This is a genomic window from Streptococcus sp. Marseille-P7376 (genome assembly GCF_902460385.1).
Lineage (GTDB): Bacteria > Bacillota > Bacilli > Lactobacillales > Streptococcaceae > Streptococcus > Streptococcus sinensis.
The window spans coordinates 54,887-72,641 of the sequence record NZ_CABPTS010000010.1; the positions used below are offsets into that span (position 1 = coordinate 54,887).

At 35.7% G+C, this 17,755-nt stretch carries 13 protein-coding genes and 3 pseudogenes; 10 read left to right on the forward strand and 6 right to left on the reverse strand.

Annotated elements, in window-relative coordinates; all coding sequences use genetic code 11:
* Window positions 1-6: 6 nt before the first annotated feature.
* The 4 genes and pseudogenes from FZ952_RS11950 (at window position 7) to FZ952_RS06625 (ending at window position 3,464) form a co-directional block, all read left to right on the forward strand.
* Window positions 7-525 (forward strand): toll/interleukin-1 receptor domain-containing protein, encoded by a 519-nt coding sequence (locus tag FZ952_RS11950; protein ID WP_410468291.1) that lies wholly within the window; start codon window positions 7-9, stop codon window positions 523-525.
* A pseudogene (locus tag FZ952_RS06615) lies at window positions 509-940 on the forward strand (transposase); the annotation flags it as partial. The gene FZ952_RS11950 and the pseudogene FZ952_RS06615, both read left to right, overlap by 17 nt.
* Before the next feature lie 180 nt (window positions 941-1,120).
* Window positions 1,121-1,399 carry a DUF6110 family protein gene (locus tag FZ952_RS06620; protein WP_003075836.1) on the forward strand — a complete coding sequence of 93 codons (279 nt, stop codon included), beginning with the start codon at window positions 1,121-1,123 and terminating at the stop codon, window positions 1,397-1,399.
* 1 nt (window position 1,400) lies between these two features.
* Window positions 1,401-3,464, forward strand: coding sequence for a heavy metal translocating P-type ATPase (locus FZ952_RS06625; RefSeq protein ID WP_148881056.1), 2,064 nt, complete (start codon window positions 1,401-1,403; stop codon window positions 3,462-3,464).
* A 91-nt stretch (window positions 3,465-3,555) separates the two neighbouring features.
* Here FZ952_RS06625 and FZ952_RS06630 read toward each other — a convergent pair.
* Window positions 3,556-4,043 (reverse strand): annotated as a pseudogene (locus tag FZ952_RS06630) (transposase); the annotation flags it as partial.
* Here FZ952_RS06630 and FZ952_RS06635 point away from each other — a divergent pair.
* Both FZ952_RS06635 and FZ952_RS06640 read left to right on the forward strand, forming a co-directional pair.
* Window positions 4,019-4,264 (forward strand): annotated as a pseudogene (locus FZ952_RS06635) (DUF898 family protein). The pseudogenes FZ952_RS06630 and FZ952_RS06635 overlap by 25 nt on opposite strands.
* Window positions 4,265-4,542: 278 nt before the next feature.
* Window positions 4,543-5,592: a DUF389 domain-containing protein gene (locus FZ952_RS06640; RefSeq protein WP_148881057.1), complete on the forward strand. Its 1,050-nt coding sequence runs from the start codon at window positions 4,543-4,545 to the stop codon at window positions 5,590-5,592.
* 1,179 nt (window positions 5,593-6,771) lie between these two features.
* On the opposite strand, the gene FZ952_RS06655 is transcribed toward FZ952_RS06640, so the two are convergent.
* On the reverse strand, window positions 6,772-7,740 hold the full coding sequence (locus FZ952_RS06655; protein WP_148881059.1) for a LuxR C-terminal-related transcriptional regulator: 969 nt from the start codon (window positions 7,738-7,740) through the stop codon (window positions 6,772-6,774).
* A 222-nt stretch (window positions 7,741-7,962) separates the two neighbouring features.
* Here FZ952_RS06655 and ptcA point away from each other — a divergent pair, with 222 nt between their 5' ends.
* The 4 genes from ptcA to FZ952_RS11805 all read left to right on the forward strand — a co-directional run bounded on the left by ptcA (window position 7,963) and on the right by FZ952_RS11805 (window position 11,861).
* Window positions 7,963-8,976, forward strand: a complete 1,014-nt coding sequence (gene ptcA / locus FZ952_RS06660; protein WP_148881060.1) for a putrescine carbamoyltransferase — start codon at window positions 7,963-7,965, stop codon at window positions 8,974-8,976.
* Between the two features lie 62 nt (window positions 8,977-9,038).
* On the forward strand, window positions 9,039-10,397 hold the full coding sequence (locus FZ952_RS06665) for an APC family permease (protein ID WP_148881061.1): 1,359 nt from the start codon (window positions 9,039-9,041) through the stop codon (window positions 10,395-10,397).
* A 39-nt stretch (window positions 10,398-10,436) separates the two neighbouring features.
* Window positions 10,437-11,549, forward strand: coding sequence for an agmatine deiminase (gene aguA / locus FZ952_RS06670; protein WP_148881062.1), 1,113 nt, complete (start codon window positions 10,437-10,439; stop codon window positions 11,547-11,549).
* A gap of 99 nt (window positions 11,550-11,648) precedes the next feature.
* Window positions 11,649-11,861 (forward strand): hypothetical protein, encoded by a 213-nt coding sequence (locus FZ952_RS11805; RefSeq protein ID WP_262366339.1) that lies wholly within the window; start codon window positions 11,649-11,651, stop codon window positions 11,859-11,861.
* A gap of 684 nt (window positions 11,862-12,545) precedes the next feature.
* On the opposite strand, the gene FZ952_RS06680 is transcribed toward FZ952_RS11805, so the two are convergent.
* The 4 genes from FZ952_RS06680 to FZ952_RS06695 all read right to left on the reverse strand — a co-directional run bounded on the left by FZ952_RS06680 (window position 12,546) and on the right by FZ952_RS06695 (window position 17,533).
* Entirely contained in the window at window positions 12,546-12,749 is a 204-nt protein-coding gene (locus FZ952_RS06680) for a CsbD family protein (RefSeq protein WP_148881063.1), read from the reverse strand.
* A 136-nt stretch (window positions 12,750-12,885) separates the two neighbouring features.
* Window positions 12,886-13,515, reverse strand: a complete 630-nt coding sequence (locus tag FZ952_RS06685; protein WP_148881064.1) for a DUF421 domain-containing protein — start codon at window positions 13,513-13,515, stop codon at window positions 12,886-12,888.
* Window positions 13,515-13,967 carry a DUF3290 family protein gene (locus tag FZ952_RS06690; RefSeq protein ID WP_148881065.1) on the reverse strand — a complete coding sequence of 151 codons (453 nt, stop codon included), beginning with the start codon at window positions 13,965-13,967 and terminating at the stop codon, window positions 13,515-13,517. Before FZ952_RS06690 ends, FZ952_RS06685 begins: the two co-directional genes overlap by 1 nt.
* Window positions 13,968-14,329: 362 nt before the next feature.
* Window positions 14,330-17,533: an LPXTG-anchored zinc carboxypeptidase gene (locus FZ952_RS06695; RefSeq protein ID WP_148881066.1), complete on the reverse strand. Its 3,204-nt coding sequence runs from the start codon at window positions 17,531-17,533 to the stop codon at window positions 14,330-14,332.
* Window positions 17,534-17,755: the final 222 nt, after the last annotated feature.

Below are 17,755 nucleotides of genomic sequence, written 5' to 3' on the forward strand. Positions count from 1 at the left end.
AAAATTATGATTTTTATTAGTTATAATCACAAAGACCAACAATTAGTAGATATGGTTGCTAGACAACTAGAACTATCATTTGGTAGAAAGAGCATTTTCTATGATCGATGGTCAATGCAGCCAGGTGACAGTATTATTGGTAAAATGAATGAGGGGCTAGAACAATATACTACTTTTTTCTATTTTCTATCTACAAACTCTCTTAAGAGTAACATGGTTACTAGAGAGTGGCAGAGTGCATTAACGGCTAGTGTGAATAAGGATTTGAAATTTGTTCCTATCCGTCTTGATGATTGCAATGCACCAACTATCATGAATGATTTACTTTATATTGATTTATACAGTATTGGTATAGATGAAGCTATTTTACAAATGAGAGCAGTTGTAAATAAAGAGAATAATTATAAGCCATTAGAAGATAAAGATAATCTGATTGTAAATTTACACCAGAAGTCTGATTTTGAAATTGAATTTGAAATAGCAGCAACAATGTTTAGTGAACAAATGTTGCTTAATTCATATTAGTCGAAATCTAGCTAGTAAAGTGAAACGAGCAGATAGAGCGGTTATTCTGGGGCAATTTAAAATGATTTATCGTGCTGAAAATTTAGAAATGGCAGTACAAGCTTTAGAGGACTTTCTCGCCGAATGGAAACCAAAGTATAGGAAAGTCATGGAAAGTCTGGAGAAGACGGATAATCTTTTAACTTTTTATCAGTTTCCCTACCAGATTTGGCACAGCATGTATTCGACAAACCTCATTGAGTCTCTTAACAAAGAAATCAAACATCAAACGAAAAAGAAGGTTCTTTTTCCTAATGAGGAGGCTCTGGAACGTTACTTAGTTACGTTGTTTGAAGATTATAATTTCAAGCAAAGTCAACGAATCCATAAAGGGTTTGGTCAATGTTCTGATACACTTGAAAGCTTATTTGATTAACACTCCGTAACTCTACTTGAGTGTTTACACATAATTATTGACAGTATCAAAAAATAAAGTATATTGTTTTCATCATAATATAATTAGATATCAGTATAGAGAATTTTATCTATATATCAGATATCAGCAATTGCTTTTGTTGTCATTTTTCGCTACAATAGTTACAAGGAGGAAATAAACATGTTAAAAGAAGTATTAAACGTCGCAAAAGTTGCGAAAAAATCATCTCTCTTCTTAGGAGGGGTAGCATTTGGGACGCTTGGCTTGAAAGTCTTAGCAAGTAAAGAAGCTAAAAAAGCCTATTCTAAGGCCTTGGCTAAAGGTTACAAATTGAAAGATGGACTGGATGCATCTGTTTCTGTTGTAAAACAACATGGTGATGATGTTTTACAAGACGCTAAATATTTATACGAACAGGAAAAGAAAGAAGAACAATTAGATAGCCTGATAGGTGAATAATATGTCTTTTAAAGTGCTACACAGAGGATATCAACATATCCGATTGTCATCCTCGTTTTCACTGACCTTGGATATTCAAGCTTATCTTCGTTCCTTGGCTAGAGATGAAAAAGGGATCGACTCTATTCAGTTTTATATGGATCAGCAGCACTTTACTCTACGTATGAGAGAAGGCTTCTCTGTATTAGAAAATGCAGAGGCCTTTTTAAAAAGAATTGATAAGGGGAAAGTTTCGGACTTGATGACTCTTCCCATTCGTAGAGAAGAGAGTGCTTATTCAATTGTATCGGGTGCAGCGATTAAGCGTTGTCTGTTTCGAAGTTTTGTACCCTACCCTATTCGTTATATTTGGACTTGTTATCAGGCTTTGGGTTATGTCAAAGAAGCCTATCAAACTTTAGCGCGCAAGGAACTAACCATGGAAGTCTTGGACTGTTCGGCCATTTTGTTGTCCTTGTTTATGAACCAATCCAAGACAGCTAGCAACATCATGTTTATGCTTGATCTGGGTAATCATCTGGATCAGTGGTCTTTGAAAAAAACAGCAACAGATTTGGAACAAAGCCTTCTTGCTAAAGAAAGTGATGTTTTCTTAGTGCAGGGAGACATGGTCATCAGCATCAAGAGTTCTGATGTTCAAGTAGGTGATGTATTAGTTGTCTCCCAAGGGAATGAAATCTTGTTTGACGGCCAAGTGGTTTCAGGATTAGGCATGGTCAATGAGAGTTCCTTGACTGGAGAGAGCTTCCCTGTTGAAAAGAAAGAGGGAGATTCTGTATGTGCGAATACTGTTTTGGAAACAGGAGAGTTAAGAATTCGTGTGACTGATAATCAGATAAACAGTCGTATTTTGCAACTCATCAATCTGATGAAAAAATCTGAAGAGAGTAAGAAGACAAAACAACGTCATTTTATTAGGATGGCAGACAAGGTTGTAAAATATAACTTCTTAGGTGCTGGTTTGACTTATCTGTTAACAGGTTCGTTTTCAAAAGCCATTTCCTTTTTATTGGTGGATTTTTCATGTGCTCTAAAAATATCCACACCTGTAGCCTACCTTACGGCCATAAAGGAAGGTCTAAATCGAGAAATGGTTATTAAAGATGGTGATGTATTAGAAAAATATCTGGAAGTGGATACTTTCTTGTTTGATAAAACGGGTACCATCACGACGAGTTATCCTTTGGTTGAAAAGGTTCTTTCTTTCGGAGATTATACTGAGAAAGATATTTTAAGAATAAGTGCATGTTTGGAGGAACATATCTATCATCCTATTGCCAATGCAATTGTTAAACAAGCTGAAATTGAAGGCATTGAACACGAAGAAATGCATGGCAAGCTTCAGTATGTTGCAAGCAAAGGGATTAAATCGCAAATTGATGGTCAATCGGTTGTCATTGGAAATTATGTACTAATGCAAGACGAACAGGTAAGAATTAGTTCTGAGCAGCTGGCCTTGATTGAGCAATATAAGACTCATTACAATTTATTGTTTTTGGCTTATAAGAAAGAATTAATTGGGATGTTTTGTATCCACACTCCCTTGAGAAGCGAGGCGAAAGCTGCATTGAAAAAGCTAAAACGCCAAGGGAAAAAACTGATTCTGGCAACTGGTGATACGTTGGCTAGAACAGAAGAGTTGGTTAAAGATCTGCCATTTGACAACGTCTATACTGATTTAAAACCAGATGGTAAGTTTCAGTTGGTTCAGGAATTACAGAAAGCTGGCCGAACTATTTTGATGGTTGGAGACGGGTTAAACGACTCTGCTGCCTTGACGCTTGCAGATATTGGGGTTGTGATGAATGAAAGTGCTGATATTTCTAAGCAGATGAGTGATATTTTATTATTAGATAATCGTTTAGATTTCTTCGAGGAATTGAATTCTTTATCTGAATCGTTGCAGAAATTAATTCAAAGAAATATTCAAGAAACAGTTGTAATAAATGGAAGTTTAATTGGATTTGGGTTGTTAAATTGGTTAAGCCCATCTAATCTTTCGATATTGCACAATCTGACTACTTTAAGAATCGTCCTTCGTAGTCTTTCTATTAAAAGTAGGTAAGAGACCGAGAAGCTGAGGTTATAAAAACTAAAAGGAGTTGTCTCATTTGAGAATAACGGCTCTTTGTCAACTGTAGTGGGTTGATGGAAAATTATACCCTGGAGAGGACCAAATTGGTTCTCTCCTTTTTGATGTTCAATGCAATGAGGATTCTAGTTTTGAAGTTTTAAAGTTCCGGAAGCCAAAAGCATTTCGTTTGATGATCTTGATGAGGTTATTAGTAGCTTCTAGTTTTGCGTTTGAGTAGGGCGGTTCTAGTGCATTTATGATCTTGCCCTTATCTTTCAAAAAGGTCTTAAAAACAGTTTGAAAAATAGGATTTACACAAGAAATTGTTTCTTCAATAAGCTCAAAGAGATGGTCAGCTTGTTTCTCTTGAAAATGAAAGAGTAATAGTTGATAGAGGTCATAGTGCTCTCTAAGTTCTTGAGAGTATGCAAGAAGGTTTTCGAGAATCTCTTTATTGGTCAAGTGTGAGCGAAAAGTTGGGAGATAAAAACGTTTATCACTGAGTTTACGGCTCTCCTGTTGAATGAGTTTCCAGTAACGTTTTAGTGCCTTATGTTTGTGTGATTTCCGATGGGATCGCAACACCTTGGGCGGTTTGCATGATGCAAAATTGGAAAACCAAACACACAGTAGTGGATGGGCAACGTCTATACTTTGACGGGAATGGAGCACAACTGTTCGGTAACTGGATCAAGTAGTTTCTTCTAACCATCATCACGTTTGGAATCTATGGCTTCTGGTTGAACATCAAAATGGAGCAATGGATTGTCAAACACACTCATCATGTTTAAAGATTAAAACGGCATCTTCTTTCAGAGGAGATAACGTTTTTTCATCTTCGGATAAGGAAACAAAAATTACTTCCTTTCTCTATCTTTTAGATTAATTGATTTCTTCAGAGAAAGACTGTAAAATTTTTGATATAATGTTAAGGATGGATTGATGGATATTTAAAGGATAATTTTCAAAAGAATGACAGGTGAGCATTAAAAATATGTAAGATTGGACAGAAGTCTCTCTACCATCATCCAAGCAGAAACAAGATTATATGAAATAAAAGGAGTAACCAATGACCGGAAACTATTCAACACGTGAATACCGTGAGAAATTATATGATGACCTTCATGTTCGATTAAGAGATACAGTGATTTTGATGTGTGCGATTTTTATTGCCTCTATAGGTCTAAATATGAATTCAACAGCTGTCATTATTGGAGCCATGCTGATTTCCCCTCTTATGACATCGATTGTTGGACTGGGATTTGGTTTAGCTATTTTTGATACGCGTTTAATCAAGCAATCTCTAGAGGTTTTATTTACTCAAGTATTGGTCAGCTTGCTTGTCTCGACTCTGTATTTCTGGATTTCTCCCTTATCTTATGAAAGTAGCGAACTGATTGCACGAACCTCTCCAACCATTTGGGATGTTCTCATTGCTATTGCTGGTGGGATAGCAGGTGTAATTGGGTCAAGGAAAAAAGAAGCAAACAATATTGTGCCAGGAGTAGCCATTGCTACAGCTCTTATGCCGCCTATCTGTACTGCCGGCTATGGTTTAGCTAATGGAAATGTACGATTTTTATTTGGGGCTCTCTATCTTTTCTTGATCAACTGTGTCTTTATCATGTTAGCCAATATTGTTGGAACAAGAATTTTGATGAGAAAATCTCCCTTAAGTTCATTTAAAGAGTTAAACATTAAAATGAGAATTGGGTTGATATCCTTGATTGTATTATTGGTTCTTCCAGCCAGCTATTCGGCAATTACTCTGACGATAGAACAAGCGCGAAAAGAAGGGATCAAACAGTTTGTAGGAAAAGAGTTTGCCAATTATACGGTCATCAATCAAGTCTACAAGTCAAGGAACAATGAATTGGTCTTGACGATTGTTGGAGATCCGATTTCAGAAGAAGAATTAGAAACAATTCGCCAAAAACAAGCCTCTTACGGTATTCAATCTGTTCAATTGAAAGTCAATCAAGTCCATAATTCGACAAAATTAGATAGTGAAGCGACCAAGGAATTTTATGAAACCATTAACAAGTATATCGATCAAAAACTCTCTGAAAAGGATTCGCAAAAAGATCTCGTAAAAGAAAATGAAGCAGACAAGGATTGAGGACGATGAACTGAATAGGTTTTTATGCCGTGTTTTTCTTGTTTGTTCTTCTTTCTCACCTATAACAAAATAAAATTGATGAATACGAGGTTTTTCTTTAGATGAAAGAAAGTACATAGAAGAAAGGGATAGTGTAAATGAGTAAAGTATTTTACTGCAAATTCAATTTATAAAAAAACAACCAGAAAGCAAATATTAATTTTGCGGTTTTTTTTTCTGGTTGTTTTCTGATAACGGAGGTTTGCTCAAATGCTATAAGAAATAAATTAGGAGGTCTATCATCTAAAAAAATGTATGTAACAAAAAATAATTTAACTAATGGTGTGAACTTTTAGTATTTATCAGCTCAATTCGTGTATTTTTAGGATAAAGTTCACACCATTCAGATGAAATTAGTTGGAATTGGATGAAATTTTGAGTTTTGAAAACTTGTGGAAACATTGATATTACAAGCTTTTGAAATTTATTCAAAGAAAAATCTTTCAAACCAGGTCTTAAGAAAGCTCGTAAAGCATCACAATTTAGTAAACGTTAATCAACACGATTATATCAAGGTTTCAAAGCACTCAAAAGTTTACCTTATGGGTGCTTTTTTCGTGTTTTTTGGAAGAATTCACCTCAAAGTTTACCTTATTTTTACCTTATTATTTTAGAGACTTTAAAGCAAATTCACCTACTGTCATAGGAACTACATTAGAAGTATTTACATAAATCTGTGTTGTTCCTGTGTCACTGTGTGTTAGTGCTTCAGAAATAGGTTCAATAGACGTTCCAGCTTGTTTAGCAAGTTGTAGATTTAATGAGGCTTAATTTTTGAAGAAAAAACAGTAAAAATTCTGGATGGCGTTTTTTATAGAATTCATTCGGCAATTGATAGAGTCTATATAAAGACAAATTGTTTCTTGTTCAGATTAATTTTGAATAGCTTGTCTAGAAGTATCGAATAGGAATATATTCTAAATTAAGAATTGATTTAGAATATGGTAAGATTTCAATAAGGTCATAAAAAAGAAATTGCATACAGTTGGAATGAATTTTAGATTAGTTTTCGAGAAAGATGGATTTTCAGAAAAATATTATAAAAAAATATATTTAGTATTGGGAATAATACAAAAAACATCTGAAAGTGATAAAATCAGATGTCTTTAATTTTTTGAAGGGAAAGCTATGCAATAATTATTATTCAGGATGTTCGTTTTCAAAGGAATTATATACTTCAAAAAGTTGATTTCGTTTAGTAATCTCAAGTTTCATAAAAATATTGTGTACATGTGTCTTCACAGTTCCAACTGAAAGAAACAATTGATCCGCAATTTCCTGATTATTTTTGTGTTCAAGAAGTAGAGGAAGAATTTCTTTTTCACGTTCTGTTAAATGAAGCTTTTCAGAGAATAAATCTAATGTACTGAGGCTGTTGATCTTCTTTGACTTATCAATTGAATCCAACTGTTCTTCTACGTCCGAAATAGTTTTCCAATCAGAAAGAATATACTTAATTATTAACAAACAAACAGCAATAGTAAACATGTCTTCACACATATTTCTATTTTGAATTCGCAGATTCAATAAGTCATACGAATCTATATTAAAAATTACAAATAAATCTTCTAAGATAATTAGAATGCCAAATACCACTCCGATATTTGAAATAGCTTTTAAGTAACTTTTATTTCTACTACTAATATTTAAAGATGTTAGATTTCGTCTTGCGTATATACCAGTATAAATCAAAAGAAGCTGATTGGGTAAATAGTACATAAAAACTCTTAATGGAGAATTGTTTAAAATTGGAAAAGCCATCCATATGAAAGTAATAGAAATAAAGCAATAGTGGGTTAATAAAGGTGTTTCTTTCCTAAGCCGAGCGACAATCCAAAACTGACAGATATTGTTAACAAGATATATGATAGTTTTAACGAATGGAACGCCTAGAAAGTGTTGGTTGTATGTGTTCCCGAAATCTTTGATTATTTCTGTCATTGATAGGATCAGATTATCAAATATAAAAAAAACTAGATACAAAACAAGTAAGAAAAATAAGTATTTTTTATCCTCTTCTAAATTTAAAGAATAAGTCAATACAAAACCAAGTGTCAAAGTATACAGTATAATTAAAAATACATTATATATATAAACTATTTCAATCATATTTACCCTCCATCTGTTCTGTGAAACTAATCAAAACTCTAAACTTTATTGAAAAGTAATAAAATAAGAGTTTATATTTAAAAGAGAAATACGTTTTTTAAAAGAGTGATACTAGGTTTAGTACTTAAACTTTAAAAAAATAAGGTTTACACCTTTTAGTTTATCGCAAACTATATTATTTTGCAATATCATTACAGTATAAAAACACAGGAGGTCTCGATTATGAGCAATAAAATTGATTATATTACAACAGAAGAGTTCTCTAAAGAGCAACTTTTAGAAATGGCTGAACTCTCTCTTAAGATTAAAGCTTGTATTAAAAATGGGTATTATCCACCTTTGTTGAGGAATAAAACTCTAGGTATGATTTTTCAACAATCATCTACAAGAACACGGATTTCTTTTGAGACAGCTATGACGCAACTTGGGGGACATGCACAATATTTGGCACCCGGTCAAATTCAACTAGGGGGTCACGAAACCCTAGAAGATACAGCAACAGTGGTTTCTCGCCTAACTGATATTATAATGGCACGTGTTGAGCGTCATAAGAGTGTAGTTGATTTGGCTAAATTTTCGCAAGTACCAGTAATTAATGGTATGAGTGATTATAATCATCCTACACAAGAATTGGGAGATTTGATTACGATTATTGAAAATTTGCCGAAAGGAAAAAAATTAGAAGATTGTAAGGTGGTATTTGTAGGAGATGCAACTCAAGTATGCTTCTCGCTAGGATTAATTACATTGAAAATGGGTATGGAATTTGTTCACTTTGGACCGCAGGGATTCCAATTAAATGATGTGCATAAGTCAAAATATGACGAAATCTGTAAACTATCAAGTGGTAAATATTTGGTAACTGATGATATAGCTTCAATTACCGGTGCAGACTTCTTATACACTGATGTATGGTACGGTCTATATGAAGCAGAATTATCAGAAGAAGAACGTATGAAAATTTTCTATCCTAAATATCATGTTAATTCAGAGATGATGGCAAAAGCAGGAGAAAATTGTAAATTTATGCACTGTTTACCTGCTACACGTGGTGAAGAAGTATCTGATGAAGTGATGGATGGTCCAAATTCAGTTTGTTTTGATGAGGCGGAAAATCGTTTGACTTCAATGCGAGGTATCTTAGTTTATCTACTTCGTGATTTTGAAAAACGACATCCATATGATCTTGAAAAACAATCTGTAGCTAAAACAGATTTGGAATCATTTTTAAAATAAAAAGGGTCAATTTGTTGTAAATTAACAATGTTTCAACTCTCCTCTTAAAGGAAGGAGAAAAAATGGAAGAAAAGAAAAAATTTAGTTTATTTACTACAGTATTAACAGTAATATGCGTAGTGTTTGTTGCAGAAGCTGCAGCTCCAGTAGCAGCGATTGGAAATTCTCAATTCTTTTGGTGGTTATTTTTATTGATTGCTTTTTTGTTACCATACGGATTGATTTCAGCTGAATTAGGTACTACTTATATAGGTGATGGTGGAATCTATGATTGGGTGACGAAGGCGTTTGGACACCGATGGGGCTCACGGACCTCCTGGTATTATTGGATTAATTTCCCATTGTGGTTAGCATCATTAGCTGTTATGACTCCTGGGTTGTTGACAACGATTACAGGAGTTGAGTTTTCGATGTTCTGGACATTATTAATTGAACTTGTATTTATTTGGTTAATTATATGGATAAGCTTTTATCCAGCAAGTGATAGCGTATGGATCCTCAATGGTGCGGCAATTATAAAAATGATATTAGCACTATTAGTCGGAGTCTTGGGATTATACATTGCCTTTACAAAAGGAATGGCTAATAAAATTACGTTGGATTCACTTTTACCATCATTTGATTTAAACAGTCTATCATTTATTTCTGTTATTATTTTTAATCTACTTGGCTTTGAAGTTATTTGTACGTGTGCGGATGATATGGAGAATCCTAAAAAACAAATACCACAATCTATAATTGTTGCAGGTTTAGTTATTGCGGGTATTTATATATTTTCTGCATTTGGTATTGGGGTAGCGATTCCTGTTGATAAAATTTCTACTAGTAGTGGTATGATGGACAGCTTTAAACTTTTGACCGGATCAGAAAATGGATGGTTTATAATTTTAATGGCATTTCTATTCTTACTAACTCTTTTTGGGAATATGATTTCATGGTCATTAGGAGTGAATAACACGGCATGTTATGCTGCTGAAAATGGAGATATGCCAAAGTTTTTTGCAAAACGAAGTAAAAAGAATAACATGCCAATTGGATCAGCTTTAGCAAATGGTTTTGTTGCGACATTTGTAGTAGTCATTGCACCAATATTGCCAAATCAGGATTTGTTTTGGGCATTCTTCTCATTAAATCTTGTTATGTTCTTACTTTCTTATATACCAGTTTTTCCAGCATTTTATAAGTTGAGAAAAATAGACCCAGAAACTCCTCGACCTTTTAAAGTGGGAGGAAGTGATTTCGTTTTAAAAATCATGGTTGTAATTCCAATTATTATGATTTTAATCTCTCTTTTATTTACAGCATTTCCATTATCTTTTGACGAAGTAACATTAGCTGATAAATTACCTGTAACTATCGGTTCATTAATTTGTCTTATCTTAGGTGAAGTTATTATTCGTGTGAAAAAAATCAAAAAGTAATAGTAACTAAATACCAATACAATAAAAGGAGGACTTGAGATGTCTAAACGTATTGTGGGGACAACCCCTAAAGCAGATGGATTTCGAATGCCGGGAGAATTCGAAGAACAAGAACAAATTTGGATGTTATGGCCATGGCGAAATGACAATTGGCGTTTAGGAGCAAAACCTGCTCAAAAAGCATTCTTAGATGTTGCAAAAGCCATTAGTGAATTTGAGCCAGTTTCACTTTGTGTGCCACCTCTTCAATTTGAAAATGCTATAGCTCGTGTATCTGCTCTTCATTGCGAGAATATAAGAGTAGTAGAGATGACAAATGATGATTCGTGGATTCGTGACTGTGGTCCTACATTTCTTATAAATGATAGAGGTGAACGTCGTGCAGTAGATTGGGAATTCAATGCTTGGGGAGGTTTAGTCGACGGACTCTATTTTCCTTGGGATCAAGATGCGCTTGTTGCAAGAAAAGTTTGTGAATTAACCAATACTGATTCTTATAAAACAGAGGATTTTGTTTTAGAAGGTGGCTCAATTCACGTTGATGGTGAAGGTACAGTGATGGTTACTGAAATGTGTCTTCTTCATCCAAGTCGAAACCCACATTTATCAAAAGAAGAAATTGAACAAAAATTAAAAGATTATCTGAATTGTGAAAAAGTAATTTGGGTGAAAGATGGGATTGACCCATATGAAACGAATGGTCATATTGATGATGTAGCATGTTTTGTAAAACCTGGAGAAGTTGCGTGTATTTACACTGAAGATGAAAACCATCCTTTCTACAAAGAAGCTAAAGCAGCGTTTGAATTCCTAAGTGAACAAACAGATGCAAAAGGCAGAAAATTAAAAGTACATAAAATGTGCGTTACTAAGAAGCCATGCTATCTAAAAGATGCAGATACGATTGATTATTCAGAAGGGGCTATTCCAAGAGAGGAAGGAGAAGTTGCAATCGCATCATATTTGAATTTCTTAATAGTGAATGGAGGAATTATTCTCCCTCAATATGGAGATGAGAATGATGTATTAGCAGTTGAACAAGTGAAAGCAATGTTCCCTGATCGTAAAGTTGTTGGAGTTGAGACTACAGAGATTGCATATGGTGGTGGTAATATTCACTGTATCACACAGCAACAACCAGCAACGAAATAACATCTGCAGAGTCTGGTAAAGCAGACTCTGTTTTTTCTGATATATCGCATTAAGTAGACGGAGGAATATGAAAGTAAAATGTATTACCAAGAGGTATAAATGATGAAAAATATTGAAGTAGACTATAGCTGGTTGAAGAATTCTGCTGTAACAGGAGTCAATCAGTTACCGGAACATTCTAAGCATTATTTTTTTGATAAATATGTAGGTATAAATCAATTTGAATATTGTCAAATAGATAAGATACACTTAAACAGTAATTGGACCTACATAAAATCAGATTTCAATAAAAAAATAGTAATGATGAATTGATATTAGTAACTTTGTTTAATTATTTTAAAGGTGAAGAGAAATTAATTACAAAAAAATTATCTTGAATTAGAAAATAGTCAAAATTCAAATAAATCGACAATAATTATTGATTGCTTATTAAATGGATATTCTGATAGTGCTATAATTAGTATTTATATATATGACAAAGAAGAAAATATTATTTTTAAGGAGAATATCGATTATACTAATAAAATTGAAAAAAGATATGATTTAGATATAAATTATTTAGTAATTTCTTTTGTAGAATTGTTAATAGTTGATGATGGAACAATAGTAGAAACAGCTATAAAAAAAGTCTAATAATAGTTTTTGTATTTATACTAACAAGGAGTAGAATATTACCAATAGTTGAAAAAACTATCAAAAAATGATAGCGATATATAATGTCTTATTATGAGCTATAATCAGTTAGTTAATAGCTTGAAGACTAGATTATTTTTCAATTAGATGAGCTCCGAAAAATGAAAAGTGATAATCCTTTGACAACCTCTCGACTTTTTAAATTTGATTGCTCTCAGATTTATAGCAAGCATCTCTTTATTGGGATGCTTTTGTTCTATTCTGAAAAATCAATGCCTTAGCAATATAGAAAAACACCCTCATCCCTAGTTCTGCTAAAAGCATTGGATAAGAGTGTTTTTTTATAAGAACGACAGACGATGATTATTCTTTGTCTTTTTTGATAATGTTTTTAACGCCTGCGATAGCCCCTTCAATAGCGCCTTTTGCGTCTTCAGCGACTTCCTTAGCTTTTGAAGCTACTTTTTCAGCAGTTCCTTCTGCTTGAGTTTTTGTATCGCCAGTAAGTTTACCGAAGCCTTCTTTGATAGAACCTTTAGCTTGGTTGAATTTTTCTTCGATTGACATGGAAATTTCCTCCCTTTATTAAGTGTATTATCTAAGTTGGATGCGGTTTGATACTCATTCAAGCGAGATAATAGATACAAGTATAGACTCTTTAGTAACAAAAAGCAAATAACTGCTACGAAATGACAAATAATTTTTAATAGGTCACCACATTAATTTCACCTTTGTCATATTCTGCAATGAAGATATCGGAGACATTTTCAAAGCCTTCTTTTTGTAATTCGGTCGTCAACCACTCTTCTGACTTGCTGATAGTTTCTAAGATTTCAAGTTGGACAACTCCATCTGTAATGATTGGATATTTTGGATTTTCATCGCCAATTCTTACGATAATCAACTGGCCATTTTGCTCGATAACGGCTCTTTTGACTTCTTTCAGTTGGAATACTCCTTGGGAGCGTAATTTCAAAGCGACATCTGATGCGGATAGCCCTTTTGAACGGCAGGCTTCAGAATCTAGTTTGCCGTTTTTGATGATAATGGTTGGTTTCCCGTCAATCAGATGTTTGATATAGGAAACATTGGTGTTCAGCCATTTTAAGAGCAGAATCAGAATGGTCCAGATAATTAAGATGACTGCATATTGAAGGATAGTAATGGAGCTGTTGTAGATGACCCCGCCGATAATGCCACCGAGAACAAAGTTTTGTACTTGGTCTGTTGCAGAGCTTGGTGCTAAATTTCCCTTACCTGTCACATTGATGACAAAAACGAGGGAAACAAGTCCCAAAGATAACTTAATTGCAATTGTAATAAAAAAGCTCATTATTTTTCAACCTCCACGAGTTCAACGTCTGATTTGTACAGTTCCATTTTTTCTAATAAATAGCTATCTTGGTCGGTTCCGCTAATAGCCCGGTAGAATTGTTTGCCAACCTTGATAATTGCGCCATCTGTCGTAGCTGAAGTATTAACGTAGACTTCTTCCTTTCTAACTCCCAATTCTTTTGAGACAACCTCAATAAAATGCAAGGAGCTACGGAATTGATTGTCATTTGACTGATTGTTTTGGAAATTAGTAATGCTAATCAGAACGAAGGCTACTAGGGTCAAGATAGAAATAATGGACAGTTCGCGAAACTTACTTCCTCGTTTGTCTTTATAAGCCTTAAAGGCAAAAAATCCTGTCACCAAAACCAAGAAGGCTGATACAATAATCATAACCCAATTCTGTTGGCTAATCTGACTCAGTACATAGTCATATGAATAGAATTTCATAAGATCCCTCACTTTTTTGAATTCAAGCTATTATAAAACAATTCAGCAGGTACATCAATAGCTTGAATTGGGAAAAATCACTTTTTCATGGTTTGGTAAACATTAATTAACATGATTATTATAGCCATGAACACCCCTCAAGGTAACCTTTTTGTCCTTGGATTGCAGGCTGATTTTCTTAGTCTGCTTACAACTTTAGAGGAAAAATGTACTGTTTCCTAGTTCAAAATACTTTTGAGCCTTTGCTCAGGTAATATAAAAAATCGCATGGATGACATCTAAAAAGATTTATCCATGCGATTTTTGAGTTTAGAGGGCATAACGAGCAAAGGTCTACTTATCAGAAAAGGGGAGGAATATTTTTATTCTTCTTTCTTTTTCAGTAAGAATAGGCCGCTACTTGTAGCAATAAGAACACTTGCGACTGCAAATAGAGCTGTGTTTTCCTTGCTTCCTGTTTCTGGAAGTTGGGCTTGCTGTGTTACGCTTACTAGTTGAGGTGTAGGTTTGTAGGTTGTTATGGTTGCTTGACCTGCTTGAGGTTTTTGATTCACAATTTCTACAATTTCAACAGATGGTTCTTGAACAGGATCTTTCAGTTCAGCCAATTGGCTGCCGAAGACAGCATTGGATATCCAACGGTAGAAGTGGATGGTGTGCAGACGATTAGTTGGATTTCCAGCGTAAACGAAGAGTGGATGCTCCTTGTAACTACCGGAAATGGCTACGATCTTATTGGCTAGTTTTTCGTTGCCTGGCCACCAACCTGCAATGTAGTAGTCACTGCCAGCAATTGTAGCCAAAGTCTTGAAGTTAGCTGGCACCTTAGCAATCCAGTTTCCAGAATTAGAATAGAAGAGATCATTCTTCTTATAGCCACTAGTCAATGGATCTTTATCGTCTATAATAGCCTTCATCAGCCCTTCAAAATCGCTGCCGCCAGAGAATCTTTCAGCATCAAATCCATCTAGGACACCAAGTTTTTCAAGGCGTTGCATAGCAGAGCCGCCAACTACGATTGTTGGTTTGAGACCAAGGATAGACTTATCAAACTTATTGCTTTCAAGGACGATGACATCGGCTTCTTCAGGCGTATCGACAATATCAAAGCCCAGATTTTTCAGTGCAAGGGCTGTATGAGCAGGAGAATCAACACCGGCCCAATAATATTGATGAGGAGGAGCATAGACTTTAAGAGCTTTCAAAGGTTGCCCTGTCGGAACTTTATAAAGAGCGTCTCCATAAATAGCATAATTGTTCAGCAGATTTGCAAATGTTGGTGTATCAACGATATAACCATCTTCTGTCAGATAGACTTTCTTACCTTCGCGAATAGCTTGGTTGACAGCTTTAACGGCGCTGTCGGATGTGTTAGCAATCACATAGTATGGAGCTTTATGATTGACTTCACTGGTGCGAGTAGCACGAAGTGCAGTAACTTCGCCGAGTTTGCCGTCAAAGAGTTTATCTTTAAAGACTGCTTCGGCTTTAAAGCCTCTCATATCTGGGAAGTTTACTAAAAGTTCAGCATACATGGCAGCCCAAGCGGACTCATTTGATCCTTTGTAGAGGATATGGTTGGCATAGCCACGCTTAGCTTGAGCCATATCGACAACGAGGTCGCCCTTCTTATAGTTACCGACATCTTCCTTCAATTCTTGAATGACAACACCATTTCTCTTGAAGTATTCAATCATGTTAAAGGCTTGTTGGGAATCATTGTCTTTGTCAAGACCCATTGGGATGACATAATAATCAGGGAAGAATTTTTTCTGACCATTTTTTACCCGTCCAACAACCTTGCCGTCAGGTCCGACTAATTCATTTTCAGCTTTTGGATCTTCAACCTTATTGATGCCACGGAGATAGAAGTTGAGGCGCATTTCCATGAGCTTATCAGGATCTTGGGACAGGTAAGAGATACCTCCAAGGACAGCGTGATAACCAGCTTTATAGGATTCTTGATTGCCCTCAGGGATTTCAACGGTATGTCCTAATATTCCATGGTACATGGCATAAACACCTGTGTAGCCAGAGAAGGAGTCATCCCAGCCATCGCCCCAGTCCAGTTTAGGAATGATGTAGTGGTCATACTTGGAATTGGCAACACCGGCGCGGCCCATGTGGTGGGCATTTTCCAGCATATTTTTTGACAAAAGGTCATATTCAAAGTTTGGATCGTGCGGTGGAGTAGCTGGCTCAATCAGGAAGTCCTTGACAAAGCCGTGGATGTCGTAAAGTGCAATTGGATTCCATTTGTTGATGAGTCCAGCAACAATACGGGTTTCTGGGTTGGCCTGATAGCTAGTATCGCGGTTTGGATCGATTCCGTTAGCTAGGGCACGGGTATTGGCAACATCTCCGTCAGGATTTTCAGTAAAATCAAAGAGGAAAATGAATTTCTTGAGGAGTTCTTTGACACTGAGTGTGACAGTCTTAGCATTGCCATTAGCATCGGTAGTTTGGAAAGAAATTTGATCCTTGGTCGCAAAAGTATTGAAGAGTCCAGTGATGATATCGATAGCAGGTTGTTCATCGGCGTGGGTATTGTTGATAAGGACTGGAAGTTTATAGTCCAGTGTGCCATTTTTCAGAGCTGCTAACATTTCAGCTGGTTTAGTGAGAGCGAGTCGATTGGTTGTATTGAGATAGTCGTCAATGCTCTTTTGATCGGAACTGATGATACCAAGTTTAACATCGCGTCCTTGAGCGCTTTTACCAGTCGTTTCGATTTTGACAAGACGATCCGTTTTAGCATCCTGCCGGCTCTTTTCGATAGCTGCCAGCATTTCATCATGGGTATGGAAATCTTCATAAGGTCGCAGAACAATGTTCTTGCGAATGGTCAGGCCCAGATCTTCACTGGTTCCGACTAATTCATGAGTACCCATAAAGTTGCGGTAGGTTCTGCGGATATTATTTGGTGTCCGCAGGCTTAAGTCTTGACCAAATAGCTCATTAAATTTAAGGGAAACTTTAAGGTCATTTCCATCAGCTTTTTCCTCTACAGTGACAAATGGGTCGCCAGAGAAGGTTCCATCAGCCATCTTCCAAGTTTTCCACTCACTAATCGGCTTGTTATCTAATTTCCAGGTAATCTTACCAGCTTGAGCTCCCTGTTCTTGAATGGTTTCTTCAATGACAGCTTTTTCAGACATATAAACCTTGCTGTCAGCAAGCTGAACCTTGTTTTCTTCGCTACCAGCTGCGCGCGTCTCTGCATTGGCAGAAGCGTCGACTTTTTCGGCAGCATCAGCCGTTTTTTCTTCAGCTCCTGTGGCAGGAAGGGTTGGAACAGTGCTGTCGGCTTTTTCAGGGGCAGCCTCAGGCTGGCTGGTTTGCTCTGGTGATCCGGTTTGAGGAATAGTTACATTTTCTACGACTTTCTCTGAGCTTGCAGGCGTAGGCTGCTCGACGACAGTGCTGACTTTATTGGTCTCCTGTGGGGGTTCAGCAGGGCTGAGTGTGTCAGCGGCAGCATTTCCTTGGACTAAAACTGCTAAAAGAACTGCAGCTGAGACACTGAGGACTTGAGTATATAAGCGTTTCTTATATGAGTCTTTCATAAGAAACCTCCTTTGTAATGTGTTCTTAAATCTAGTATAGCAGGTTCTGTAACCGTTTTCAATCAAAAGCATAGAAAAAAATTAAACTTCTAACGAAAACATACTAAGATTAGTAGTGAGAAAATCTCCGACGGGAGAAAGTACTCACTACTTTTTTCGTTATGTTAAAGTAGAGGTGTCTTGTTAAGTCGATGAGTCCTTTGGCGCTAGACGTCGTAACTA

Coding starts and splice junctions, on each gene's coding strand:
- FZ952_RS11950 (WP_410468291.1), top strand. CDS start 7: ATGATTTTTATTAGTTATAATCACAAAGACCAACAATTAGTAGATATG.
- FZ952_RS06620 (WP_003075836.1), top strand. CDS start 1,121: ATGTTAAAAGAAGTATTAAACGTCGCAAAAGTTGCGAAAAAATCATCT.
- FZ952_RS06625 (WP_148881056.1), top strand. CDS start 1,401: ATGTCTTTTAAAGTGCTACACAGAGGATATCAACATATCCGATTGTCA.
- FZ952_RS06640 (WP_148881057.1), top strand. CDS start 4,543: ATGACCGGAAACTATTCAACACGTGAATACCGTGAGAAATTATATGAT.
- FZ952_RS06655 (WP_148881059.1), bottom strand. CDS start 7,740: ATGATTGAAATAGTTTATATATATAATGTATTTTTAATTATACTGTAT.
- ptcA (WP_148881060.1), top strand. CDS start 7,963: ATGAGCAATAAAATTGATTATATTACAACAGAAGAGTTCTCTAAAGAG.
- FZ952_RS06665 (WP_148881061.1), top strand. CDS start 9,039: ATGGAAGAAAAGAAAAAATTTAGTTTATTTACTACAGTATTAACAGTA.
- aguA (WP_148881062.1), top strand. CDS start 10,437: ATGTCTAAACGTATTGTGGGGACAACCCCTAAAGCAGATGGATTTCGA.
- FZ952_RS11805 (WP_262366339.1), top strand. CDS start 11,649: ATGATGAAAAATATTGAAGTAGACTATAGCTGGTTGAAGAATTCTGCT.
- FZ952_RS06680 (WP_148881063.1), bottom strand. CDS start 12,749: ATGTCAATCGAAGAAAAATTCAACCAAGCTAAAGGTTCTATCAAAGAA.
- FZ952_RS06685 (WP_148881064.1), bottom strand. CDS start 13,515: ATGAGCTTTTTTATTACAATTGCAATTAAGTTATCTTTGGGACTTGTT.
- FZ952_RS06690 (WP_148881065.1), bottom strand. CDS start 13,967: ATGAAATTCTATTCATATGACTATGTACTGAGTCAGATTAGCCAACAG.
- FZ952_RS06695 (WP_148881066.1), bottom strand. CDS start 17,533: ATGAAAGACTCATATAAGAAACGCTTATATACTCAAGTCCTCAGTGTC.